We start from the raw sequence: 26,165 nt of genomic DNA on the forward strand, positions 1-26,165 counted from the left end.
TATCCCCCCTAACAAGCCTGTTCATTCTCAGTGACTAATATTCTCTTTAATATATCATTAATATCTTTGACTAGGTTAATCTTTACTTCTGTTTCATTTTCTGGAACCTCTTTACGATTAGCATACGGAAGAAAGACTTCTTTAATACCTGCTTGTTTTGCTCCATAAATCTTTTCTATAATTCCTCCTACAGCTTTAACACGCCCTCGAATAGAAACTTCACCAGTAATAGCTACATCCTGCCTAATCGGCTTCTCTTGAATAGCACTAATAATAGCTACAACAATTGCTAAGCCTGCCGAAGGACCATCAATCTGTCCTCCACCAATAACATTAACATGTAAATCATAATCATTAATATCCTCACCGGTTATCTTTCGCACAACTGATGCTGCATTAAAGACCGCATCCTTAGCCATACTACCAGCTGTCTCATTAAACCTAATCTTTCCTTGCTTCTTCTTCGTAGCCGGAAAAGCAATTGCTTCTATTTCTAGTACACTTCCTAGAAAACCCCTCACTCCTAAACCAAGTACTTTACCTACTTCTGGAGTAGAGCTAGCTTTATTCTTCTGATAAGGAGTTAATCTACTTGTTTGCACAACTTCATAAATAACTTCTTCGTTAATTCTAATTTCTTCTTGCTGACGATAACCAACCTCAGTCTCATAAAGAGTTAAACCGTAAGCATCTGCTAGCATATTTACTGCTTTACGTCCCTCTATAGTATATTGACTAATTAATTCTGGAACTTTAATATCCATCTCTACTTCTAATTTTTCACTAGCATTCTTAACTATCTCCTCAATGTCTCTCTTCTGTAAAGGTTCAAAAAAGACTTCTACAGCTCGCGAACGTAAAGCAGGATTAATATCTTCTGGTGAACGGGTAGTAGCTCCAATTAATACAAAGTCAGCTGGAGCACCCTCGTCAAATAACTTCTTTATATATTGAGGTACATTATCATCATTTGGATCATAATAAGAAGAATCAAATTGAACCCTTTTATCCTCTAACACTTTCAATAATTTATTCTGTAACATCGGATCAAGTTCACCAATCTCATCAATAAAAAGCACACCGCCATGGGCATCTGTTACTAATCCAGTCTTAGGCTCTGGTACTCCCCCGTCAGCTAATTTCTTACTAGCTCCTTGATAAATAGGGTCGTGAACTGAACCTAATAATGGGTTAGTAACTTCTCTTGGATCCCAACGCAAAGTAGTACCATCTACCTCCACAAAATCTGCCGTTTCATTAAAAGGAGTGTGAGCCATCTCCTTAGCCTTATTCAATGCTAATCTGGCCGCTGTCGTCTTACCTACTCCCGGTGGTCCGTAGATGATAATATGTTGAGGAAAAGGAGAAGCTAACTTAGATAATAAAGCCTTGACTGCTTTCTCTTGTCCTACAATCTCTTTTAAATTAGTAGGTCGTAAGATTTCCATTGCCGAACGAGTTAAGCCTTGTGTCTCTAATTTTTCTAACTCACCATATTTCTTTAAAGTAGCTGGATTATCAGCTGTATTTTTGCTTTCTTCAGCAATAATCTCTTTCTTAATCTCTTTTAAGTACTCCTCATGCCGTTCCTGCATCTTATCTGCTATCTTCTTCTCTAATTCATCATTAATCGATTTCTGAACGAATAATTCTGAAATCTCTTCTTCTAAAACCGATAATAATTCTCTAGGAGTACCTTTTAACTCTTCCATTGTAGGATCTTCATAAACAATTCTCTGTAAAGCAACCAATTGATTATCAATTGCTTCAGATTCCATCAAATCTAAAGCATCTAACTTACCTGCTTTTAGAACTAATTTATCCATCCCATAAAACTCAGCTAAAAGCTCAAAGAGAGCAGTTACCTGATATTGTAACTGCTCTTCTTTTTCGTCTTCACAAGCAACCCCTTTTTGCCCCTCTTTAAGTAGCTTTTCTATATTATCTTTCATCTTAACTCCTTTCTAAGCTTCAGTAACTTTAACCTTTACTGTAGCAGACACATCTTTATGTAGGTTTATTTCAACCTTTTTTGTGCCTAATGTCTTAATATTATCATCTAATTCTACTTTTCGTTTATCAATCTTAATTCCTATTTCATCATAAATTGCATCAGCAATATCATTAGTAGTTACTGAACCAAATAACTTACCCATTTCCCCAGCCTTTACCGGGATTTCTAAAATTAAATCTTCTATCTTATTAGCCTTTTCTTTTGCTTCTTCTAACTCTTTCTTCTTTTGTCGTTTCTTAGCTTTCTTCTTTGCTTTCAATTTGGATAACTGAGCATCATTAGCTTCAACAGCTAACCCCTTTGGTAACAAATAGTTACGGGCATGTCCATCAGCTACCTCAACTACCTCTCCTTTATTCCCAATATTATTAACATCTTCTTTTAAAATAACCTTCATATCTACTTCCTCCTTTAAATTATATAATAGATTAAAGCTATTAACAACACCATCTAACTAGTAAATACTCCTAAGGTTAGGAGCATTAACCCATCCTTCAATCATCTAACTTCCTATAGTCAAACCAAGTGTCTAAAATACCTAAAAAGGATAAAATTTGGTTTACAGGAAGAATAACTAAAATAGCTAAAATTATCTTTTGCAATGTATTAGAAATATTAAACCTCTTTAAATAGTAAGCTGCTATTGCTAACCCTTGAATAAAGAAGATAAAGTTAAAGACCATGTATATATTCTTACCTATATTAGTATTAATTAAAAGAATACCCAATATAAAACCAACGGTTAAATATTTAGGAAACCTCCATTCTACTAAAGGAGGAGGCTCTTCATACTCATAACCTAATCTATTTAAAGCATTTATTGCTATGTAATAATTAACTAAGCCATTTATGGCACTAGCTGTTAGTATCAGAGCCGGGGCAATAGTAACGAACATATCTATTAATTCTTGCTGGGTAGCCTGATCAATTCCTAAGCTTTTGTACTGTTGCAAAACTGTATTAATAATAGGCTCAATACTAAAATCAAGTAAGTAAAAATTCACTCCAAGAATTAATAAGGTAGAAATAGTAGAAACTATAATAGCAATCATTATTATCTTTGTCGATGAGAATTCTTCTTCAAAAGCAGCACCTAAAACTACTCCAATTAGCCCAAAACCAAATAGAACCATTAAAGACATTAGAAAGTTAATCAACATACCTAATAAAATAGCACTCAATATCGTCGTCAAAATACCAATCTTAGTCCCCTGCCGCACCCCAACAACTATAATTGGTAACGGTAAAACCAATATCATAACAATCCCAAATAGCGGTAGATACGAGCCAATTAATGCTAATAATACTGTTATAGCACTAAATAAAGCTCCTTCAACTAAACCTTTCGTTTCTAATGATGCCAAAACTGTCACCTCTCATTTATCTTTTTTTAATCAAATGCTTTAATAATAGACTCAAGTCACCATACCACTCTTCAATTTTGTGTTGCTGATCTATATTTTCTCGTAAATTATCCTGTATCTTTCTTTCCAATCTATTAGGAGAAACACCTAATCTCTTTGCTAATAAATAAGCCGCAATTATCAAATTAGCTAATGCATCAGTTATCTTCTCTTGATTATCTTTGAGCATCACTTTAAAAAGGTGAGAAATGCTACCTAAGAGTTCACTCTTTAACCATTCTATTACTTTTAAGTTCTTAGTAATATTATTCTTTTGATCTTTATGATTATATTTTCTCATTTAATCCCTCCTAATTCCAATTAACTAAATTATATAAGTAAATTTTATAATTAATTGATGTAATCAACTTAAATCAAAATAAACTGTATTAAGATAAATTCTTGAGAAAAATATTTTTTCCTGCTTAAGATAAGAAAAACAGAGAGGGCACCCTCTCTGTTTTAAACCTTAATCAATTGTAAACGGTAGTAAAGCAATATTTCTTGCTCTTTTAATAGCTTTGGTTAATTGTCTTTGATGTAAAGCACAATTTCCTGAAATTCTTCTTGGTATAATTTTACCACGATCAGTAATATACTTTTCTAACTTATTAGCATCTTTATAATCTATATGATCTACTTTATTAGCACAGAATTCACATGATTTATTTCTTCCGCGTCCCATCTAGTCTACCTCCTTCTATTCAAATTCTAAAATGGAACATATCTATCGATAAATATATCTTATTAATCTACACTATTATTCTTCGTCTTTTAAAATTAAGAACTTAAGAATAGTATCAGTAATTCGATAAACTCTTTCTAATTCATCTACAGTTTCAGCTTCACCTTTGAAATTAACCACTGTATAGTATCCAGCTTTATAGTCTTGAACTTCATAAGCTAATTTCTTAGTCCCCCATTTATCTGCCTTAACAACTTCACCTTTAGTATTATTGATAGTATCAAGAATCTTTTCTACTACTGCTTCTGTTGCTTCGTCATCTAAATCAGGATTTACAATAAAGACTGTTTCATATTTACGCATTATTGATTCACCTCCTCCATATGGGCTAAGACCCTATCTTCTCAATAGAGCATGGATTCTAAATTATTATAACACTTTTCTGTTCAAATTGCAAACACTAAACATTAAATCTAAAGTAGCATACATCGCCATCTTTAACGATATAATCTTTACCTTCTAATCTTAATAGCCCTTCATCTCTTGCTTGAGCAAATGAACCAACCTCTATTAGGTCATCATAACTAATAACTTCGGCTCTAATAAACCCTTTTTGCATATCAGTATGTATCTTACCGGCGGCTTCTGGAGCAGTAGACCCTTCTTTTACTGTCCAAGCTCTAACTTCTTTCTCACCTGCGGTAAAGAAAGTAATTAACCCTAATAATTTATAGCCAGCTCTAATTAATTTATCTAAGCCAGACTCTTCAATACCTAATTCTTCTAAGAAAAGCTCCTTTTCATCATCATCCAACTCTGCTATTTCAGACTCTACCTTAGCACTAACAGTAATTACTTCAGCATTCTCTCCGGAAGCATAATCCTTTACAGCTTGTACATATTCATTATCCACTGCATTAACTTCATCTTCACTTACATTTGCTACATAAAGGATCGGTTTAATAGTTAATAGATGACAATCTTTAATGACTGTTTTTTCTTCAGTTGAAAGGTCTACACTTCTTATTGGTTCCCCTTCTTCTAAAGCAGCAATAACTTTTTCTAAGACTTCCATTTCCTCTTTATATTTTTTCTCTCCTGTCTTTAACATACGTTCCGTCTTCTCTATTCTATTTTCAATTGTCTCTAAATCAGCCAGTACAAGTTCAGTATTGATAGTCTCAATATCACGGATCGGATCTATACTACCTTCAACATGGGTAATATTTGTATCGTCAAAGCAACGAACTACATGAGCAATAGCATCGACTTCTCTAATATGGGATAAAAATTTATTCCCTAAACCTTCTCCTTCACTAGCTCCTTTAACTAAACCCGCTATATCAACAAATTCAATTGCGGTTGGAATCGTCTCCTTTGGTTCAATAACCTCAGTTAACCTATTTAAACGTTGATCTGGAACGTCAACTATCCCCACATTAGGGTCTATAGTACAGAAAGGATAATTCTCTGCTCCAGCACCTACCTCAGTAATCGCATTAAATAATGTAGACTTACCTACGTTTGGTAAACCTACTATTCCACATGTCATTCCCATTAGTAATTAGCATCTCCCTCGTTAATTTTAAATTTAAGCACAACAATGATTATAACTTATATTGGATTTATCTTCAAGTTAAACTTAAAATCAATCCATAACTTTTTCTTTAACGCTCTTTTCAAATTTCTTTCTTGGCAACATAATTATTCTTTCACAACCTAAGCATTTGACCCTAAAGTCCATTCCTGTCCGCAATATCTCCCATCTATCTTCCCCACAAGGGTGTTCTTTTCTAAACTTCACTACCTCTCCTACTTCAAATTTCATCTACATCACACTCCTTACTTTCAGTAATAAGCACTCGTTTAGGATAAGGAATCTCAATATCCTCAGCATCTAGCTTCTCTTTAAACCTCTGTCTTAACTTTCGTTCGACAGCCCATTTCTCCATTGGTGTTACCCACGCTAAGGTTCTTAAAGTTACACTTGAATCTCCTAATTCTTCTACTCCTACAACCTCCGGGCCTTTCTTAATATCCTGCATCTCTTCTGCTAATTCTTTAGAATAATTTTTAAGAATTTCAATTACCCTTGCTATATCTTCATCATAACCAATTCCTATATCAACCACTATTCTACTATCTGCTGCAGTAAAGTTCGTCACCTGTTTTATTTCACCATTAGGCACTATATGTACATCACCATCAAAATTCTTAATCTTAGTAATTCGTAAGCTTATCTCTTCGACAATCCCCGAAACACCTGCAGTTTCAATATAATCACCAATGCTAAATTGATCTTCAAAAAGAATGAAAAAACCAGTAATTACATCTTCTACTAAGCTACGGGCACCAAAACCAAAAGCCAATCCAGCTATTCCAGCACCAGCTAAAATAGAAGTAGTTGGAATCCCTAAAACTTCTAATGCCATAGTCGCACCTATAAAGTATACTATATAACGAGTTACACTCTTTAACAAAGGGTTTAAAGTCCTAGCTCGCCTACTTTTAACCAATCTATCATTCTCTTTAAAGACTTGATCAATCAACATATAAGTTAATCGCTTTAATAAATTTCCTAAAATTATAATCCCTACTAGTTGTAAAATTGCTACTCCAATCAATATTAAATTATTTGGTGCAACTACTTTTGTAAGCATCTTAATTAATTTTTGATATAAGTCTGTTAATTCCATTCTAACACCTCCTACTTATTCCTTCACCTTTATTATTTCACCATCTTTAAGATAAATCCTGGTAACTCTAGAACTAATCTGTGACACAACTTCATAATTAATAGTGCCTATCTTACTAGCTAATTCTGTTACTGTTATCTCATCTGAACCACTTTTTCCAATTAACACTACTTCTGACTCTAAATCTAAATCAGAAATTCCAGTTACCTCTATCATTAGTTGGTCCATACATACCCTACCTAATATCTTTCTTCTCCTTCCTTTAATTAATACATCACCTTGATTCGATAATAACCGTGGATAACCATCGCTATACCCTAAAGGTATAGTTCCAACCTTAGTAAAATCAGTTGTAGTATAAGTACAACCATAACTAATACTATATTCCGGTGGTAACTCTTTAACATAAGCTAGTTTAGCCTTCCATTCTAATGCAGACTGTAGGTTTAATTCAGTAGTAATCTCTGGTGAAGGTGGTAATCCATAAAGAGAAATTCCGGTCCGTACCATATCAAATCTGCTTTTAGGATATTCAAATGTAGCCGCGCTATTGGCTAAATGTCTGATTGGGACCTCTATACCTTCCTTCTTTATCTCCTTAATTAAATCACTGAATCTATTTATCTGCTGATGAGTATACTCCTGCCCTTCTAATTCATCAGCAATAGCCAAATGACTGAAAACTCCCTCAATATTAATATAAGGCAGTTTATTAACTTCTTTAATTAATTTAAAAGCATCATTTGTTAAGACACCTATCCTCCCCATGCCCGTATCTACTTTTATATGTATATCTATTTCTTCTTCTATCTGACTTCCATACTTAGAAATAGCCTTTGCCATTTCTAAAGTAAAGATAGTAGGAGTTAAATTATACTCGACTAACTCTTGGATTTGGGATGAATAAATAGGACTTAAAATTAAAATTGGCACCTTAATTCCTGCTAATCTCAATTCCTTTCCCTCTTTTAATAATGCTACCGCTAGTCTATCTGCACCATTATTCAAGGCAGTCTTTGCTACCTCAACTGCTCCATGACCATAAGCATTGGCTTTTACTACTGCCATCAATTCTACTTCTGAGCCTATATAATTCTTAATTTCTCTTGCATTTTGAGCAATAGCATCTAAATCTATCTCTAACCAAGCCGGTCTCAATCCGTCTAATACTTCTCTACTACTCATGTTTTGCCTCCTAAAAAGATTACTTCAAACTTATCTAAAGTTCTTTAACATATTTATAATTTCAGCTATAAATATCAAACTCCTTCTTCAATGACCTTTTCTTTATAATATAATCTTACTCTTCAAGTAATTTAAAAATAAGAATATTAGAATCAACCCTCCAATATATCCTAAGAAAGGATAGACTACTGCTACTAATGAATCAAAACGAAATTTAGATAATAAGAAACTAAATATAACTAAGAAGGTCAACATCTTATTCTCTTGAAGAGAAAAACGCTCTTTACTCCTAATTACTAGCCCATATAAACTACTAGTAGCCGTAGTTATCATTGCTGACCAAAGAACTACTGAATAAAGAATATATAAGCCTTTATTATGATAATTTAGAATTTTTAAAATAGGGATTTGACTCTCTGTAATTAAACTCAAATTTTGTACTAACAAAATGTTAATGACCAAAGCTAATACTACTAATAGCCCCCCTGCTAATATACTTCCTTTCTTTAGAAGATTTAAGTCATTAATCTGAGTAGGTATCGCAATTAAAACCGGTAATGCTAAAAAGTAATTATAAATAACATAAATAATAGAATAGAGAAGCCAATTATTAAATACTATATTATTATAACCTTGTCCTTGTAGATTAAAACTGAGATTAGATTCTACATTAAACCAAAATGTTATAAATACAATTAATATTAAAACTGGAATCAAGAATAAGTTTAAGTTCATAACACCTTCTATTCCAAACTTAATTGCAGATATGACAATAATAATAGTTAATAATATACCTAAATTTTTGTCCACTCGAAAGTAATTATTAAATATTTCCCCGCTCCCAGACAACATAACTACAAAACTACCAAGTAAGAAGAGTAAAATAACTGAATCAGCTAGAGAACCTAGCCTTCTGCCCCCTAGTTGGTAGAATAATTGACTATAATTATTTAAATTAGAATTAATACTTATTTTAAAAGTAATATATCCTAAACTTGCGAGTAAGAGACCGCAGGTTATAATACCTAGATACCCCCAGAATCCATGCACAGTAAAAAATCTAAAGATTTCTTGCCCAGAAGCAAAACCAGCACCAATTATAGCACCTATATAGGTCGCTGCAATACGAAAGATATATCTATAATCTTTTTTCAAACTCTTCTCTCCCCCCCAAAAGTTTTAGTTACAACTAATTATATTCCTTCGAATAAATCTTTATTATTAAACTATACCAAGATTTAACAGGTTATTTAAGTTAGATTTTACATATATTAAATTAAAGCTTTATGTTTTAATGGGAGGTATTAAATTAATGGGTAATTTTGAAGCCATCACTTGTAAAAATTGCGGGCGTCAAATTATGGATCTTAACTTCTTTGCTAATACTCAAACTGTCTGTAACAATTGTGCTAAAAAGAATAATAGGATAGATAAAGTAGTAGGAAAACTTCAAAAGCAGAAATTCTTAGAGGAAAGACGAGTACATATTGACGATAGATTAGCAGCTAATAAGTTAAAGAAGTTAATCAATAAATCTTTAAGTGAATTATACAACAACTCTTATAGTCAACTTATTATCTTATGTATAGGAACCGACCGTTCTACTGGTGATGCCTTAGGGCCTTTAGTCGGTAGTAGATTAAATCGAATTATTGCTCCTCAAATACCTGTCTTCGGTACTTTAGAAAATCCAGTTCATGCTACTAATTTAGAAAAAAATAGAGAATTCATTGCGCAGGAGTATTTTAAACCCTTTATCCTAGCTATAGATGCCGGTTTGGGTAAGAATAAAAGTGTAGGTTCAATTAGCGTCAATCACGGTGCCCTTAAGCCTGGCTCAGGAGTGAATAAGAATTTATCTCCTATAGGAAATATGCATATTACTGGCTTAGTCAATATTGGTGGTTATATGGAGTATTTTGTATTACAAAGTACCAGATTAAGTCTAGTAGTTAAAATGGCTAAACTAATCTCACGAGGAATAAGTTGGGGATTAAGAAGCAAAGGTTTCTTAAACTAATTATCTTCATCTTAATTCCCCTAATAATCTCTTGTTATCCTATGTGAAATTTATTTATCCTTCTTGCCTTCATCTTTTTTCTGCTTATCCTTCTTTTCTTTATTATTAAACCTTTTAGTAATTGCTGCTTTTGATTCACTCTTGCCTTTAAAAGTAGCACCATCTTCTATAATCAAATTAGCCATCTTAATATCACCAATTAATGTTCCTGTAGAAACAATTACTAACTTCTCATTAGCAGTTACATTACCTGTTATACTACCAGCCACCGTTATATTCCTAGCTTCTATATCTGCTTCTAAAACTCCATTCTCTCCAATTACTATATCTTCTTTTACATTCAGTTCTCCCTTCAATTTTCCATCAATCCTTAAAGAAGTGTCTGCATTGATAGTACCTTTAATCTCTGTACCTTCACCAATAATAGTTTCCATGCCTTTAGAATTTCTCTTTTGTTTATTCGTCTTCTTCTTATCCTTTCCACCAAATAACATATGTGATCCTCCTTAAGATTAATCAAATATTTATTTTAAATAAGGCAGTGGGTCTACAGGTTTACCATTGACTAAAATTTCATAATGCAAATGTGGCCCAGTACTACGTCCAGAGTTACCTGTATAAGCAACTACATCTCCTCTTTCAACTCGTTCCCCAATTTCAACATTTAAGCGTTGGTTATGTGCATAAATCGTACGAAAACCATAACCATGATCAATAACAACCGCCCTACCATAGCCACCTTTCCACCCAGCATAGATAACCTTCCCTGCACCTGTAGCATAAACCTTTGTTCCATACCAAACACCTATATCTAATCCTTCATGTATTGTCCTTTCACCAGTAACAGGATGGGTTCGATAACCAAAATATGAAGTTATCCTTTTTTCTTCAGTTTTAAGAGGCCATCCAGTTGGTTTAGAAGCTAAATAATCATTATATTCAATTACCGAACTCTTTAATTCTTTTAATTCCAATTTCTCTTTTGGAAAGAGAGTCTCTAATTTCGAAAAATTATTTGCAGTATTATTAACCAAATTAATTATATGATTATTATCCGAACTAGAACTTAGTTCATATCTATTATTTAAACTAACTTGTTGAGCATCAGAATATGTATTTTTACCTTCTTTTTTACTAATTTTTTGCTTAGAAGTATCAAAGTTAATTAATTGTTTTATTTCTTTATTTGTCTTTTGAATTTCCTTAAATTTAGTATTCAATATCTTAGCTTCTTGTGATAAAGTATGTAGTCTACTTTTTAATCGTTTATTTTGTTTTTTAACTGATTCTAAATGTGCAATAGTAGATAAAGCTTCATTGCTCTGCTGATAATAAAAGAAAAAACCAAAACTACTTCCTATCAAACATATTAAGATAAGACTAATTAATAGTTTAGGAATAATTCTTGGGATTTGAAATGTAATCATATCGCCATCGGAGTGAGGAACTACTTTAATTGTAATTCTTTTCTTTTGCTTATCATAAGACACTATTGCTCCTCCTTTCACAAATACATTTTTCCTTAAAAAAACTGTCTAATATTCTTTATTCGATAAAAAAAACAATTTTCCTCTTTATCTTTATAATACTAAAATAAAATTATTAAAAAAGCCTTATTCTCTGTCATCTGACGAAGAATAAGGCTTGTTTTCTAAATAACTATTAAATAACTTAACCCAATTGCCACAAAAATACTAGGTAGCAAGTTACCTACTTTAATCTCTGCTATTTCTAAGATATTAATGGATATACCAATAATTAATAATCCTCCAGTAGCAGTCATTTCAGCTATAATTTCTGGAGTCAAAATTGCTTGCACACTACTAGCTAATAAAGTTATAAGACCCTGATATAATAAGACAGGTAATGAAGAAAAGATAACTCCAATCCCCATAGTAGAAGCAAAGGCTATTGCTGAAAAACCATCTAGCATAGATTTAGCATATAATGTTGAAGGGTCGCCGGTTAAACCATCCTGAATTGCCCCCATAATTGCCATTGCTCCTACACAGTATATTAAAGTAGTCCTCACAAAAGCTTTAGCTACACTTCCTCCTTCAGAACTGAATTTACTCTCTATCCATTCCCCAAATTTATTTAGTCTAGTTTCAATCTTTAATAGTTCACCGATAACCGCACCAATTAAGAGACTAAAGATGACCACTGGTGGATTATTAGTCTCTAAAGCCATCTGCCCTCCAATTAATAAAACCGCCAAACTTAATCCCTGCATTACTGTTGTCTTTAAACCATCTGAAAGTCTATGCCCTAAAATAACTCCTAAACTACCACCTGCTATAATAGATACCGTATTTACAATCGTGCCCTTCACAAATTTCATCCCTTCTTTTTTATAGGTCTTATCCTTTTTTAAATTTGGACCTAATTATTCAAACTCTTAAATCCTTTTAATTGTCAATTGTCAATCGTAAATTGTCAATTATTTTTAACCCTGTACTTCTTTCGCAATCCCTCTAATTGCAGTCAATAACTCTTCACAATCATCTTTAGTATTAAAAATACCTGGACTGATTCTAACCGTTCCTTGCTCATCAGTACCTAAAGTTTGATGAGCTAACGGTGAACAATGTAGTCCAGTTCGCACTCCAATATTAAAAGCTCTATCTAAAATAAAGCCTACTTCTGAAGCAGCTTCTCTACCAATATTTATTGATATTACTGCTGCTTGCTTATCTATATCTTGTGGTCCATAAATCTTAACTTCTGGAATCTTAATTAGTTCTTCTAATAAGTATTCTGTTAATTCTAATTCATGTTTCCTTAAGTTATCAATCCCTTTATCCAAAATATAATTAATTCCTGCTCCTAACCCTACAATCCCTGGGCCATTTGGCGTGCCACTTTCATATCTATCAGGAATAGTTTCAGGTTGATAAATAGCTTCTGAATTACTACCTGTCCCCCCTTGACGAAGACTTTTTAAACTTAATTTCTTATTAATATACAACCCACCAACACCCTGTGGGCCTAATAAACCTTTGTGACCAGGAAATGCCATCAAATCTATATTCAATTTTTGAACATCTATTTCGTATACACCTGCTGTTTGAGCTACATCAACCATAAAGTTAATATCTTTCTTATTAGCTAATTGACCTATCTCTTTAATAGGCATCAAAGTTCCGGTTACATTAGAAGCATGGGTTGTAATTATTAACTCAGTATTATCTTTAATTGAACTTTCAATATCCGCAATTAATAATTCTCCTGTTTCATAATCACAATCTACTACACTTATTTCTATTAATCCTTCTCTTTCTAGATGCTTTAGAGGTCTAATAACCGAATTATGTTCCATACTGCTAATAATCACATGGTCACCTTTAGTTAAAATCCCCCTTATTCCTAAATTAAGAGCGTCTGTTGTATTTAACGCAAATACTACCTCAGCCGAATCCTCAATATTAAAAAAATCTGCTATTAACTCTCTAACAGCAAATATTTCTCTACTAGCAGCATTAGCCAATTGATGTCCAGCGCGACCTGGATTAGCACCTTTATTACGCATAAATTTATCCATTTTATCATAAACAACTTCTGGTTTCGGAAAAGAAGTTGCAGCATTATCAAAGTAAATCAAGATTATCCCCCTTCCAAACTCCATATTTTCATTTACCTCTATATCTAATCATAATCCTCTGAATATATCTTTCTCTAAATATCCTTATTCCCCTTTTTAAAATACTCCAACTTTCCAGTAGTTTATCAACTAAAGAGATAATTTTTCGCATCTAATTCTAATTATCGGCTAAAAAACCAGAATAACAGTTATTATTCACCAATTAATTTATTGTTTCCAAATTCTTTTAGCTAAAGGAAAAGGCTCTAATGCTCTATCTAAAATACCATGAACATGTGCAATCAACATTCCATAGTTAATAATAGGAATCCCTAAACTATCAGCTTTATTTAAACGATACAGTATTTCTTTACGATTAGTCATACAACCCCCACACTGAACAATCAAATCATAATTATCTAAGTCATCTGGAAACTCTCGACCAGAAACATGCTCAAATTCTAACTCTCCGCCTACCATCTGTCTCAACCAACGAGGAATCTTAACTTTTCCTATATCATCAGCCGTACGATGATGAGTACAGGATTCAGCAATCAACACCCGATTGCCAATTTCTAAATCATCAAGTCCTTTAACTCCCTTAGTTAGAATTTCTAAATCCCCTTTATAGCGAGCAAATAAAATTGAAAAGCCAGTCAACATAATATTTTCTGGTACATCAGCAGTTACTTCCTTAAACACCTGGGAATCAGTTACAACAAGCTTAGGCTCTTTATTTAAACTATCTAATGCCCCTTTTAATTCTCCTTCTTTAACCACAACTGCCTGACCATCATTATCTAGTATATCACGTAAAGTCTGCACTTGTGGTAAGATTAATCTTCCTTTGGGAGCAGCCAAGTCAATAGGTACTACTAATATTACTATGTCTTGAGGGTTAATCATGTCACCAATTATATGCGGTTTTTCAAATTTTTCTGGTGCTTTTAAAGCTATCTCCTTCTTTAATCCTTCAATCCCCTCTCTTGTTATAGCACTAACCTGCAATAATTTAATCTTTAGCTCTTTTGCTAACTCTCTTATATTTATTTCTTTAACTTTATCTTCTTTATTTACTACTCCTATAACTGGAATTTCTCTTTCTTTAATTTCTGCTAGTAGTTCTTTCTCATAATTATCTATTCCTACTTCAGGGTCTATTACTAAGATAGCCAAATCTGTTCTACTCAATACTTCCTTGGTCTTTTTTACCCTCAGACTACCTAATTCACCTACATCATCTATTCCAGCCGTGTCAATCATAACTACTGGCCCAATAGGTAGGAGTTCCATTCTTTTATAGACAGGATCAGTAGTTGTTCCTGCTACTTCTGAAACGACAGCTAAATCTTGATTAGTTAATGCATTAATCAAGCTAGACTTTCCGGCATTCCTTCTGCCAAAGATTGCAATATGCAGTCTATTAGCCTGTGGTGTTTCTTCCATTGATATCACTCCTATCTATTCTTCTTAATTTATCTAAATTTAAGTATCCCGGTATCTTTCTATTAGCCGCTAAGATAGACTCTACCGCCCAATCTAAATCTACCATATTCTTATTACTATAGATTTCATAATTTTTTCTTAGATGAGGTGGAGTCATAATCAACATAATTACGTTAGCCCCCGCCTGCAAAGCCTTTTCTTGACCTTCTGGATCTAGAGAGGCTATGGCAGTAGTAGCTGGAATAAAGACATTTTGACATACTAATCTCATAACTGCTATTACCTTTAACGATAGTAATAGATCTCCAGAATCTATATCTTCATACGGTGTACTATCTGCTGGTAGGAATGGCCCGATACCGATCATATGAATCCCATATTTCTTATGAAACAGAATGTCTTTGGCTAAATCACCTATAGTTTGATTTGGCAATCCAATTATACTCCCTGAGCCTGTAATATAACCTAACTCTTTAAGCCACTTAATATGTTGTAAACGTTCTTCATAATTATCATCCGGATGAATCTCTTTAAATAATTTTTGATTAGCGGCCTCAATCTTTAGTAGATAGTTATTAGCTCCTGCTTCTTTAAATAATCTATATTCCTCTTCACTTCTTTCGCCTAAACTTAGGGTAATCCTCATTCCAAATTCCTCTTTAATCCTCTTGATAATTCTAATTATTTTATCTGTAGTATACCACGGGTCTTCCCCTGACTGTAGAATTACCGTTTCTATTCCCATTTCATATATTTCACGAGTAGATTCTATAATTTCATCTTCAGTCATTCTATATCTTGTTAAACCTTTATTCTGCTTTCGCACCCCACAATAATTACATCCTTTATTGCAATTATTTGAAAACTCAATAGCTGCCCTAACATCAACTGTATCTTTTACAGTCTCCTTCCTAATACGATTAGCTGCTAAAAATAGAGCATCCAACTCTTCTTCTGTATCTGCTTCTAAAAGTACTTTTATCTCTGATAGATTTAAAACTTCATCTTTTGCTACTTTCTTTAAAGTACGCATGAAGTTTGGATTAATATTTAATTCCCAAAGATCACTCCAATCGGATAAACGATTCTTTTTCTCTATGTCATATATATCTTGCCATTCAATATCTTTAGCATCAATCAATTCCTTGATTTGTGACTTATATTGCTTAGAAAACCTAATTGCCGTAGTGCAGGCCGAACCAATGCCTGATGGCGTTGGTATTAATTCTATTTCAAAACCATGTTGACGTAATAGTTGATCAGCCTGTAGCATATGATGCGTAGATGAACAGATTAAGACTGATTCCTCCTCTGTTTCACTTTGCTTAATAAATTTATCTCTTAAAGCCATAACTTTTCACCTCAATTCTTATAAATATATATCCCTTACTCCCTCTTTAACCTCTTCAATTCTTTTTTTAGTTCTTTTTCTTAACTTTGAGTCTTCAATTTTTCTTAATTGCTCCGAAATTAACCTTTCCCCAGATCTTTTTGTTTCACGTGAAGCATAATCTTCTAGGTATTCTTGGAAAGTAATCAAAGCATTAGGTTGACAGAACTTATGAATCTCCCCTACTTTAGCTAAATCCATAAATCTTTCTCCAGTTCGTTCTGTCCTATAGCAAGCAGTACAGAAACTTGGCAAATAATCTGAATCACAAATTCCTTTAATTACTTTATCTGGCGTTCTATGGTCAGCAGTTCTAAACTGTTTAGCATCAGCCTTTTCCTTTATATTCTCTTCCTTATAACCGCCTGGGTCAGTACATGATCCCGCACTCATTTGAGAAATTCCTAACTCTAATAATTCCTCTCTTAACTCAACTCCTTCCCTAGTAGAAAGAATCATTCCAGTATAAGGTACAGCTAAACGAATAATAGCCACTAATTTTTTAAACTCTTCATCCGAAACTGGCGCAGGAATATCTTCTTTATCAACCCCAAACGCAGGTTTCCATCTAGGAATAGAGATTGTATGTGGACCAACTCCATATTCTTCTTCTAAATGAATAGCATGTTCTAACATTGCTAAAACCTCATATTTATAATCATATAGACCAAATAAGACTCCTAAACCAATATCATCTATCCCAGCTTCCATAGCCCTATCCATAGCAGTCAAATGGTACTCATAATCAGACTTTGGCCCAGAAGGATGCATCTGCTCATAAGTTTGTGGATGATAGGTTTCTTGGAATAATTGATAAGTTCCAATTCCGGCTGCTTTTAATTTCTTAAAATCTTCTACTTCTACAGCTGCTACATTAACATTTACCCGCCGTATATCTCCACTCTCATAGACAGCTTCTATTGCTTCTACTACTTTTTCTATCGAAGCGGCTCTAGGATCTTCTCCAAACTCAATTAGAATTCTTTTATGCCCCATCTTCTCTATTACTTTAACTTGTTGGCCAATCTCTTCCAGAGTTAGACTAATCCTTTTTAAATCCCGATTATCTTTTCTAAATCCACAATATAAACAGTTATTAATACACTTATTACTAATATACAATGGCGCAAAAAGAACTACACGATCACCATAAATTTCATCTTTAATATTTCTAGCAACCATAAATATTTGCTCTATTAACTTTTGATCTTCTACTTGCAATAAAGCAGCTGTTTCCTCTAAGGTTAAACCCTTCTTCTCTCTCGCTTTATCTATGATTTTTATAATTTTATTTCTTGAATTATCTTGGTTGTCTATAAGTATCTCCTCAATCTTCTTATGATTAATGATGCTAGTCATCCGTATTCCTCCTTTAATTAATATTAAAAGCCTATCCAAGTTGGATAGGCTTTTATAATCTAGTTAAAGTAGTCTAATTTTAGACATACTTCTCCTTAAGCTATCTTTATGATTAGGTTCCCCCCTCTCACTTAGATTAAAAGAATATTATTTTCTCCTTTAAAACAGGTAGCCCCATTTTATTAGAGAATGTTTCACATGAAACATTTTCATGTGAAACACTTTTTAGTATATTTTACTTTTCAACAACGCCTTTTATGTGTAAGTGAACTTATTATATCTCTATTATATCATAAATGAATGATTAATTAAGGGATGATTAGAAGATTTTATTCATTAAATTTAAAAAGTATTCATCTTTAAGGTCAAAATAAATTTTATCTATCAAGATACTCTAAAACCCTAGCTAATTCTTCTTCAGAATAATATTCAATAACTATCTGCCCTTTATTCTTCCCGTGTTTTATATTTACAGGAGTTCCTAATCGTTTCCTTAGTCTATCTTCTATTACCGTTATATTAGGGTCTTTCTGTTTATGGTCAGTCTTCTTCTTTTCTTTCTCTACTTCATCTGTAGTTAAGCTCTTTATTAGCCTTTCTGTTTCTCTAACTGATAAACCATTCTCTATTATCTCTTTTGCTACTTCGCTCTGCTCTTCAAAAGTATCGAGAGCTAATAGAGTTCTAGCATGTCCAACAGTTAATGTTTCACGTGAAACAAACTCTTGTACTTTTGGAGCAAGATTTAATAATCGTAAAGAATTAGATATAGCAGAACGACTCTTGCCTACACTCTCAGCTACTTCAGCTTGAATTAAATCAAATTCTTCAATCAATCGTTTATATGCTTTAGCTTCTTCTATAGGATTTAAATCTTCTCGTTGTAAATTTTCAATTAAAGCTACTTCCATCATCTGCTGATTACTATACCTCTGAACTATAGCTGCTATTTCATCTAAACCAGCTAATTTAGCTGCACGCCAACGCCTCTCTCCAGCCACTAATTGATATTTACCTCTTGCTTTTTCTCTCACAGTTATTGGCTGAATCAAACCATGCTCTTGAATTGAATAACTTAAATCTTCCAATAATTCCTCATTAAAGTCTTCACGAGGTTGATATGGATTAGAATTAATCTTTTCAATGTCTATCTTTTTTATTTCATTCTTAGATTCTCCCTCTGAACTTTGACTAGGAATTAAAGCACCTAACCCTCTCCCCAATCGCTTTTCACTCACGATTAACCACTTCCTTTGCTAAGTTAAGGTATGCCTTCGCCCCTTTCGAACTTTTATCATACAGATTAATAGGTTGTCCAAAGCTTGGGGCTTCACTTAATCTTACATTACGAGGAATAATAGTCTCATATACTTCATTTTCAAAATAATTACATACTTCGTCTCTAACTTGCTGAGATAAGTTAGTCCGAGAATCATACATAGTTAAAACTACCCCATCAATATCTAGATCCTGATTTAAATTATTCTGAACCAAATTAATTGTATTTAAAAGTTGGCTTAAACCTTCTAAAGCATAATATTCACATTGAATTGGAACAATCACTGAATCAGCAGCAGTCAACGCATTCAAAGTCAATAAACTCAAAGAAGGAGGACAATCGATCAATATATAATCATAATCCATCTCTATTTCATTAAATGCTTTCTTTAATCTTTCTTCTCTAGATAACTTAGAGACTAACTCTATTTCCGCACCTGCAAGTTCTAAAGTAGCAGGTGCTAAGTCAAAGTTAATTAACTCTGTATTAACTATAATATCTTTAAGTTTATAATCATTAACTAAAACATCATAGATGCAATGTGTAATCTCTTTCTTATCTAATCCAACTCCACTACTAGCATTTCCCTGCGGGTCTATATCCATTAATAGTACTTTTTTATCTAATTCAACTAAACTAGCACCTAAGTTAACAGCAGTAGTACTCTTTCCTACACCGCCTTTTTGATTAACAATTGCTATAATCTTCCCCATATTATCACCTCGAGATTACTTTATTCCTTGGGTAAACGAATCTTAACTTCTACATAGTCATCTTCATCAACTTCTTCAAACTCTACTTCTAATCCACTATCTCTTATATCACGAATAGTCTTCCGGATAGTATTTAAAGAAAGTCTAACATCATTAAAGTATCTAACAACATTAATATTATCTTCGTCTTCTTCCTCACCATTAATTTCAGCTAACATACCATCAATTAGTTCTTCCATCTCCCTAACTGTGTACTCATTTTCGATCACTTGTTCAATTACGCTTACTTGTAACTCTTCAGTTGGCAGTTTTAATAAAGCTCTAGCATGTCTTTCTGTAATATTAGGATTTTTGGCCAATTGCTGTACTTCCTCCGAAAGCTTTAATAATCTTAATTTATTTGCAATCGTAGATTGACTCTTGCCTATTTGCTCAGCTAATTCCTTCTGTGTTAGGTCAAAGGTTTCTAATAATTTCTTGTAACCTACTGCTTCTTCTAAAAAATCTAAATCTTTTCGCTGTAAATTTTCAATTAAAGCAATCTCTGCCATTTCCTTTTCAACAAATTCACCAACTATAACTGGAACCTCTTTTAATCCAATTAATTTACTCGCTCTTAACCTTCGTTCTCCAGCTATTAACTCATATTCATCTTCAGAATTCTTTCTAACTGTTAACGGCTGAATAATACCATGATTCTTAATTGATGATGCTAACTCTTTCAATTCTTCTTCATCAAATTCAATTCTTGGCTGATAAGGATTAGGAATAATTTTATCGACAGGCAAATACTCAATGTCCCTTTTTTTTACATTTTTTATCTGTTCTTGACTTATTTCTTCACCATTTGTCTGAGCCCCTTCTTGTTTAAAGCCTAAAAACTTTGTTAATTGACTCTTCATTGGTACACCTCACCTTTTCATGTAGTACTATTTCAGTTATTAGTTTTATTACTTCTTTAAATACCCCTTAATTTCCTGCTTTAAAAGCCTTTTCTAATAATTTTTTCCATTAAATTGAAAAAATAGCCTTTTTAGAAGGTTTACTTCTTTATCTTAAATCTAGTAATTGCTGCTAAATTACCATCAATATAAAGTTTAATAGCATAAGTTCCTATCTGATCTGGCACCATTAACTGTTCTTCTGCTTTCTTTTTAAGACTAATATAAGATTTAACTATATTTTGCTTAAAATTAAATAATTGTAGCTGATTAATAACCCTATCCTTAGGGTCAATCCATTTAACTAAAACTCTATGTTGAATATTATCAGCTTTCCAACTAACATAATACTGGACTGCAGGATCTTCACGCAGACTAAATTCCCTTTTAAACTTTAGTGGTAACCCTTTAGAATCTAATCCATTAGTCGTCAAAAGATAATTAAACCTTACTCCTGAATCCATGCTGAAAACTAAACTAGAACTAAAAAAAATTAAAAACACCATTGAAAGAGTTATTAATGTAAGTTTATTTACTTTGAACATTTATTAACTCCTTTCTTAAGAAATCGGCGCCTGCTTAGGGGTTCCCGCCTGACGAGGGTATTTTTTGGGTGTATTCCTTACCTTATTAATAATTACTAAATTTCTTTCAGCTTCAGTATAAGGTAAATCAATAGATACTAAATCATAAAATTCAGCACCTAAAGCTTCTATCGCTGATTGTGCTTCAATAACTTCATTCTTAGCTTCAGCACCTTTCTGTGAAATAAACTGCCCACTAGACTTCAAAAATGGGACTGTATATTCACATAACACATTTAGAGAAGCAACCGCCCTAGCAACTACCAAATCATATTGCTCTCTATAGTCAGAATCTTGACCATAATCCTCCGCTCGCCCATGAATAAATTCAATATTACTTAAATTTAGTTCTCTAGATAAATTCTTTAAAAAAGTTATCCTTTTATTTGTAGAATCTAATAATGATAGTTCGATTTCAGGATTAAGAATCTTTAAAGGTATCCCCGGAAAACCTGCACCTGTACCTACATCAATAACTTTAGCCCCAGGACTTAAATCTATTACTTTCATACAAGAAATAGAATCAAGAAAATGTTTGATCACAATCTCACGAGAAGTATCAATAGCAGTTAAGTTCATCTTCTTATTCCATTCCTTCAGAACATCTATATAAGTTAAAAACTGATTAACTTGCTTTTCAGAAAGCTCCAAACCTAACTTGTTACTTCCTGTTACCAGTAATTCTTTAGTTTCCATGCTTTCACCCCTTTTTTCATTTCGAATATTATCGGCTAAGTAAACCTAGTATTTACAAGAGTTCATAAGCCCTTATAGATTTACTCACCTCAATAATAATTCTTCAATAACGATTCAACATATATCCTCCGCTTGTCATTCGCTCCGCGTCCTGCTCTACTCATTATCAAAAAACAGTTTTCCGCCCTCCATGGCTCCAAACTGTTTTTAAGAGTCGCTACGGAAATATGTTGAATAGAATATTTAAAATGACCAACATCAATAGATTGTGCTCCAAAACTAACTTTTAACCCGAAAACTCTTTTTGGGCTTCACTGTCTCGCCCAGCCTAAAAATCAAGGCTGGTCGCAAGCCTACGATAGACTCTACTTTTAACCCGAAAGCTCTTTTTGGGCTTCACTGTCAACTGTCAACTGTAAATTGTCAACTATATTAACCTAATTTGCGTAAATAAACAGTTAACAACGATACATCCGCTGGAGAGACTCCAGAAATTCTCGCCGCTTGTCCTACAGAAATCGGTTCTACCTCTTTTAATTTTTCTAAAGCTTCCGCAGATAAACCATTAATCTCATCGTAATCTATATTCTCCGGAATCTTTTGGTCCTCTAACTCCCTCTGCTTTTCTATCTGTTTTAGTTGTCGCTGAATATAACCTTCATACTTTAATTGAATCTCTATTTCTTCTTTAACTTCTGGTGCTAAATCAGGACGTTCTGGATCAATTGGTGCTAAATCTCCATAATCTAGTTCTGGTCTCCTTAATAAACGGGCTATAGTATCAATATTCTTTAATTCTGGTGTGCCAAGTTTCCTTAAATGAGCTTGTATATCCTCCTCAGGATGTAATTTGTATTTCTTTAAACGTTCTTTTTCTGCTTCAATAGATTCTTTCTTAGTTTCAAATTTTTTATATCTTTCATCAGAAATTAATCCTAGTTCATATCCCAAAGGGGTTAAACGTAAATCAGCATTATCTTGTCTCAATAATAATCTATATTCAGCTCGTGAAGTTAACATGCGATAAGGTTCATTAGTTCCTTTAGTTACTAAATCATCAATTAAAACACCAATATATGCTTCAGAACGTTTTAAAATAATAGGTTCTGCCCCTTTAAGCTCCCGAGCCGCATTTATCCCTGCCATTAACCCTTGTCCTGCTGCTTCTTCATAACCAGAAGTTCCATTAATTTGACCAGCAGTATATAATCCTTTCATTCTCTTGGTTTCTAAAGTAGGTTTTAACTGTAAAGGATTAATACAATCATACTCAATAGCATAGGCCGGTCTCATAATCTTTGCTTCTTCAAAACCAGGTAAAGTACGTAACATCTTTACCTGTACCTGTTGTGGTAAACTTGTAGAGAATCCTGAAAGATACATTTCATAAATATATTCTCCTTCAGGCTCAACAAAGATTTGGTGTCTTTCTTTATCAGGATACTTCATCACCTTATCCTCAATTGATGGACAATACCTCGGCCCTTCTCCTTCAATAGTGCCACCATATAGAGGTGAAAGATTAATATTCTCTCTAATTACATCATGAGTATCTTCATTAGTTCTAACTAACCAACAAGATTGTTGTTCTTTCTTACTAGTACTACTTACATCAGCAAAAGAAAAGGATATATCTTCATCGGTTCCCGGTTGTTCTATTAATTGTGAAAAGTCTATAGTTCTTTTATCAACCCGAGGTGGAGTTCCTGTTTTAAATCGTCTAATATCAAATCCTAATTCCTTTAAGTTACTAGATAATGCATTAGCCGGAAACTGATTATGAGGTCCAGAGTTAAAAGAATAGTTACCAATTATGATTGAGCCTTTGAGAAATGTTCCTGTAGTTAAAATTATTTTATTTCCGCGGAAATTTAATCCTGTTTTCAACGTAACACCTTTTACTTCGTCATTTTCTACTATTAACTCCTCAACAATTCCTTGTTTTAAATCTAAATTTTCTTCTTCTTCCAGAGTTTTTTTCATATTTAGATGATAAGCCTTCTTATCAGCTTGGGCTCTTAATGCTTGAACAGCCGGTCCTTTTCCAGTATTTAACATCCTAACCTGAATAAATGACTTATCAATATTCTTAGCCATCTCACCACCCAAAGCATCAATTTCACGTACAATATTACTCTTAGCTGGTCCTCCTATTGCCGGATTACAAGGCATTAACGCTACATTATCTAAATCAACAGTTAAAGCTAAAGTCTTACATCCTGATCTTGCTGCTACCAAAGCTGCTTCACATCCTGCATGGCCAGTACCAACAACGATTATATCATACTCTTTCATTCTGTATCCGCCCCTCGTCCTTTATATTCCTCAATATAAACCATTAAAACAGAGATATCTGCTGGTGAGACACCTGAAATTCGAGAAGCTTGCCCTATAGAAACTGGTCTTATTTCGTTTAACTTTTCTCTTGCTTCGTTACGCAGATTATCTAATTGATAATAATCAATTCCTTCCGGAATCAACTTCTCTTCCATCTGCTTAAACTTTTCAATCTGCCGCATCTGTCGCTTAATATAGCCTTCATACTTAACTTCTATCTCAATCTGTTCTTTAACTTCTTCTGGTAGATCCGGAACTTGATCATGAAACTCTTTCAAATTATCATAACTTAATTTTGGTCGTCTTAATAAAGTTGCTAAAGAAACCGGTTTTTTCATTCCTCCCGACCCAAGTTCTTTAAGCTTCTCTCTTACTTCTTTGGTTGGCGTAATCTGAATATCTTCTAAGTACTCTAAACCTTCTTGGATTTTCGTCTCTTTTTCTTTTACATCCTTATATAAACTCTCATCTATCAAACCAATTTCATAACCTAAAGGCATCAAACGTGAATCAGCATTATCTTGTCTTAAGATTAATCTATATTCAGCTCGTGAAGTCAACATTCGATAAGGTTCATTAGTTCCTTTAGTTACTAAATCATCAATTAAGACACCAATATATGCTTCAGAACGTTTTAAAACAATAGGACTCTCTCCATTAAGTTCTCGCGCTGCATTAATTCCAGCCATCAAACCTTGTGCACCTGCTTCTTCATAGCCAGAAGTCCCGTTAATCTGGCCAGCAGTATACAAACCCTCAACTTTTTTAGTCTCTAAAGTAGGTTTTAATTGAGTAGGTACTAAATAATCATACTCAACAGCATATGCAGGTCTCATAATTTCAGCATTCTCCAACCCAGGAACACTCCTCAAAATTTTTAACTGTTCCTCTTCAGGCATAGCCGTGGTTAAACCATTTACATACATCTCATTTGTATTTCTTCCTTCTGGTTCAATGAAGACTTGGTGAGCAGTCTTTTCTGGAAAGCGCATAATCTTGCGGTCAATAGATGGACAATATCTAGGTCCTTCACCTTCCACAATTCCTGTATTTAAAGGTGATTTAGCAATATTTTCTTGAATAACCTCTTTAGTCCTATCACCAGTATAAGTTAACCAGCATGGAATCTGCTCTCTTTCAACTCGTTCACCAGTAAAAGAAAATTGAAGCGGCTCTTCAGAACCTGGATGAATAGTCATCTTAGAAAAATCTAAAGTCTTACGATCTACTCGTGGTGGTGTAGCAGTCTGAAACCTCTTTAAGTTCAAACCTATCCCTTTTAAACTATCAGAGAGTTCTACTGCTGCAAATTCACCCTGGCGCCCACCAATATATTTAGTATCACCAATAATCACTCTACCACCTAATGATGTTCCCGTCGTCAAAACAATTTTATCACTTAGATAATCCATCCCGGTAATTGTCTTTACTCCTGTTACTCGATTACCTTCAGTAATTAATTCAGTAACTACTGCTTGTTTTAAATCTAAATTTTCTTGACCTTGGATAGTTTTAGTCATTTCTAACTGATAAAGATGCTTATCCGCTTGAGCCCTTAAGGCATGAACTGCTGGTCCTTTAGCAGTATTCAAAAGCATAATGTTTACATATGATTTATCAATATTCTTAGCCATTTCACCGCCTAAAGCATCTATTTCCCTGACAATATGGCCTTTAGCTGGACCACCAATCGATGGGTTACAAGGCATTAAGGCAATATGGTCTGCATTCAAAGTTAATAAGAGAGTCTTACACCCTAGTCTAGCTGTTACTAAAGCTGCTTCACATCCTGCATGTCCAGCTCCAATTACTATTATGTCATATTTATTCAATCTAA

Annotated in this window: 26 protein-coding genes; 1 reads left to right on the plus strand and 25 read right to left on the minus strand. The window is 33.4% G+C overall.

Annotated elements, in window-relative coordinates; translation table 11 throughout:
* Positions 1 to 8: 8 nt before the first annotated feature.
* The 11 genes from lonC to BM077_RS06420 form a co-directional block, all read right to left on the minus strand.
* Positions 9 to 1,952 carry a Lon family ATP-dependent protease gene (lonC, locus tag BM077_RS06370; protein WP_089748884.1) on the minus strand — a complete coding sequence of 648 codons (1,944 nt, stop codon included), beginning with the start codon at positions 1,950 to 1,952 and terminating at the stop codon, positions 9 to 11.
* A 12-nt stretch (positions 1,953 to 1,964) separates the two neighbouring features.
* Positions 1,965 to 2,411, minus strand: coding sequence for a 50S ribosomal protein L9 (gene rplI / locus BM077_RS06375; protein ID WP_089748883.1), 447 nt, complete (start codon positions 2,409 to 2,411; stop codon positions 1,965 to 1,967).
* A gap of 97 nt (positions 2,412 to 2,508) precedes the next feature.
* Entirely contained in the window at positions 2,509 to 3,378 is an 870-nt protein-coding gene (locus tag BM077_RS06380) for a YybS family protein (protein ID WP_176941654.1), read from the minus strand.
* Positions 3,379 to 3,394: 16 nt separating this feature from the next.
* A complete protein-coding gene (locus tag BM077_RS06385) occupies positions 3,395 to 3,718 on the minus strand; it encodes a MazG-like family protein (protein ID WP_089748881.1) in 324 nt (107 codons plus the stop codon).
* Positions 3,719 to 3,886: 168 nt separating this feature from the next.
* Positions 3,887 to 4,102, minus strand: a complete 216-nt coding sequence (gene rpsR / locus BM077_RS06390) for a 30S ribosomal protein S18 (protein WP_089748880.1) — start codon at positions 4,100 to 4,102, stop codon at positions 3,887 to 3,889.
* Between the two features lie 75 nt (positions 4,103 to 4,177).
* Complete coding sequence (gene rpsF / locus BM077_RS06395; RefSeq protein WP_089748879.1) at positions 4,178 to 4,465, minus strand: 30S ribosomal protein S6; 288 nt, start codon at positions 4,463 to 4,465, stop codon at positions 4,178 to 4,180.
* A 97-nt stretch (positions 4,466 to 4,562) separates the two neighbouring features.
* Positions 4,563 to 5,660: a redox-regulated ATPase YchF gene (gene ychF, locus BM077_RS06400; protein WP_089748878.1), complete on the minus strand. Its 1,098-nt coding sequence runs from the start codon at positions 5,658 to 5,660 to the stop codon at positions 4,563 to 4,565.
* Between the two features lie 90 nt (positions 5,661 to 5,750).
* Entirely contained in the window at positions 5,751 to 5,930 is a 180-nt protein-coding gene (locus tag BM077_RS06405) for a DUF951 domain-containing protein (RefSeq protein ID WP_089748877.1), read from the minus strand.
* On the minus strand, positions 5,920 to 6,798 hold the full coding sequence (locus BM077_RS06410; RefSeq protein WP_089748876.1) for a mechanosensitive ion channel family protein: 879 nt from the start codon (positions 6,796 to 6,798) through the stop codon (positions 5,920 to 5,922). The genes BM077_RS06405 and BM077_RS06410 overlap by 11 nt, the downstream gene beginning before the upstream one ends.
* A gap of 15 nt (positions 6,799 to 6,813) precedes the next feature.
* Positions 6,814 to 7,983 carry an alanine racemase gene (gene alr / locus BM077_RS06415; RefSeq protein WP_089748875.1) on the minus strand — a complete coding sequence of 390 codons (1,170 nt, stop codon included), beginning with the start codon at positions 7,981 to 7,983 and terminating at the stop codon, positions 6,814 to 6,816.
* 102 nt (positions 7,984 to 8,085) lie between these two features.
* Positions 8,086 to 9,138 carry a YkvI family membrane protein gene (locus BM077_RS06420; RefSeq protein WP_089748874.1) on the minus strand — a complete coding sequence of 351 codons (1,053 nt, stop codon included), beginning with the start codon at positions 9,136 to 9,138 and terminating at the stop codon, positions 8,086 to 8,088.
* A 157-nt stretch (positions 9,139 to 9,295) separates the two neighbouring features.
* Between BM077_RS06420 and yyaC the strand changes: the two genes are divergently transcribed.
* On the plus strand, positions 9,296 to 10,003 hold the full coding sequence (gene yyaC, locus BM077_RS06425) for a spore protease YyaC (protein ID WP_089748873.1): 708 nt from the start codon (positions 9,296 to 9,298) through the stop codon (positions 10,001 to 10,003).
* A 50-nt stretch (positions 10,004 to 10,053) separates the two neighbouring features.
* Here yyaC and BM077_RS06430 read toward each other — a convergent pair whose 3' ends face one another.
* From BM077_RS06430 to mnmG (BM077_RS06495), 14 genes are all read right to left on the minus strand, one after another.
* On the minus strand, positions 10,054 to 10,497 hold the full coding sequence (locus BM077_RS06430; RefSeq protein ID WP_218124665.1) for a bactofilin family protein: 444 nt from the start codon (positions 10,495 to 10,497) through the stop codon (positions 10,054 to 10,056).
* A gap of 30 nt (positions 10,498 to 10,527) precedes the next feature.
* Positions 10,528 to 11,493, minus strand: a complete 966-nt coding sequence (locus tag BM077_RS06435; RefSeq protein ID WP_089748872.1) for a M23 family metallopeptidase — start codon at positions 11,491 to 11,493, stop codon at positions 10,528 to 10,530.
* A 161-nt stretch (positions 11,494 to 11,654) separates the two neighbouring features.
* On the minus strand, positions 11,655 to 12,335 hold the full coding sequence (locus tag BM077_RS06440) for a DUF554 domain-containing protein (RefSeq protein ID WP_089748871.1): 681 nt from the start codon (positions 12,333 to 12,335) through the stop codon (positions 11,655 to 11,657).
* 114 nt (positions 12,336 to 12,449) lie between these two features.
* The gene (locus tag BM077_RS06445) at positions 12,450 to 13,604 is read right to left on the minus strand and encodes an aminotransferase class V-fold PLP-dependent enzyme (RefSeq protein WP_089748870.1); all 1,155 of its coding nucleotides are present in this window, start codon (positions 13,602 to 13,604) and stop codon (positions 12,450 to 12,452) included.
* 207 nt (positions 13,605 to 13,811) lie between these two features.
* Complete coding sequence (hydF, locus tag BM077_RS06450; RefSeq protein WP_089748869.1) at positions 13,812 to 15,029, minus strand: [FeFe] hydrogenase H-cluster maturation GTPase HydF; 1,218 nt, start codon at positions 15,027 to 15,029, stop codon at positions 13,812 to 13,814.
* A complete protein-coding gene (hydE, locus tag BM077_RS06455; RefSeq protein WP_089748868.1) occupies positions 15,007 to 16,380 on the minus strand; it encodes a [FeFe] hydrogenase H-cluster radical SAM maturase HydE in 1,374 nt (457 codons plus the stop codon). The genes hydF and hydE overlap by 23 nt, the downstream gene beginning before the upstream one ends.
* An 18-nt stretch (positions 16,381 to 16,398) precedes the next feature.
* Positions 16,399 to 17,778, minus strand: a complete 1,380-nt coding sequence (gene hydG / locus BM077_RS06460; protein ID WP_089748867.1) for a [FeFe] hydrogenase H-cluster radical SAM maturase HydG — start codon at positions 17,776 to 17,778, stop codon at positions 16,399 to 16,401.
* A gap of 377 nt (positions 17,779 to 18,155) precedes the next feature.
* Positions 18,156 to 19,019, minus strand: a complete 864-nt coding sequence (locus tag BM077_RS06465; RefSeq protein WP_090003482.1) for a ParB/RepB/Spo0J family partition protein — start codon at positions 19,017 to 19,019, stop codon at positions 18,156 to 18,158.
* Entirely contained in the window at positions 19,009 to 19,770 is a 762-nt protein-coding gene (locus tag BM077_RS06470) for a ParA family protein (RefSeq protein WP_089748865.1), read from the minus strand. The genes BM077_RS06465 and BM077_RS06470 overlap by 11 nt, the downstream gene beginning before the upstream one ends.
* A gap of 20 nt (positions 19,771 to 19,790) precedes the next feature.
* Positions 19,791 to 20,672 (minus strand): nucleoid occlusion protein, encoded by an 882-nt coding sequence (gene noc, locus BM077_RS06475; RefSeq protein WP_218124663.1) that lies wholly within the window; start codon positions 20,670 to 20,672, stop codon positions 19,791 to 19,793.
* A 140-nt stretch (positions 20,673 to 20,812) separates the two neighbouring features.
* Positions 20,813 to 21,256, minus strand: a complete 444-nt coding sequence (locus tag BM077_RS06480) for a hypothetical protein (protein ID WP_089748864.1) — start codon at positions 21,254 to 21,256, stop codon at positions 20,813 to 20,815.
* Between the two features lie 15 nt (positions 21,257 to 21,271).
* On the minus strand, positions 21,272 to 21,991 hold the full coding sequence (gene rsmG / locus BM077_RS06485; RefSeq protein WP_089748863.1) for a 16S rRNA (guanine(527)-N(7))-methyltransferase RsmG: 720 nt from the start codon (positions 21,989 to 21,991) through the stop codon (positions 21,272 to 21,274).
* Positions 21,992 to 22,423: 432 nt separating this feature from the next.
* Positions 22,424 to 24,286 carry a tRNA uridine-5-carboxymethylaminomethyl(34) synthesis enzyme MnmG gene (gene mnmG, locus BM077_RS06490; protein ID WP_089748862.1) on the minus strand — a complete coding sequence of 621 codons (1,863 nt, stop codon included), beginning with the start codon at positions 24,284 to 24,286 and terminating at the stop codon, positions 22,424 to 22,426.
* Positions 24,283 to 26,160, minus strand: coding sequence for a tRNA uridine-5-carboxymethylaminomethyl(34) synthesis enzyme MnmG (gene mnmG / locus BM077_RS06495; protein WP_089748861.1), 1,878 nt, complete (start codon positions 26,158 to 26,160; stop codon positions 24,283 to 24,285). Before mnmG (BM077_RS06495) ends, mnmG (BM077_RS06490) begins: the two co-directional genes overlap by 4 nt.
* Positions 26,161 to 26,165 lie beyond the last annotated feature (5 nt).

The organism is Candidatus Frackibacter sp. WG13, assembly GCF_900114655.1.
Classification (GTDB): domain Bacteria; phylum Bacillota; class Halanaerobiia; order Halobacteroidales; family Acetohalobiaceae; genus Frackibacter.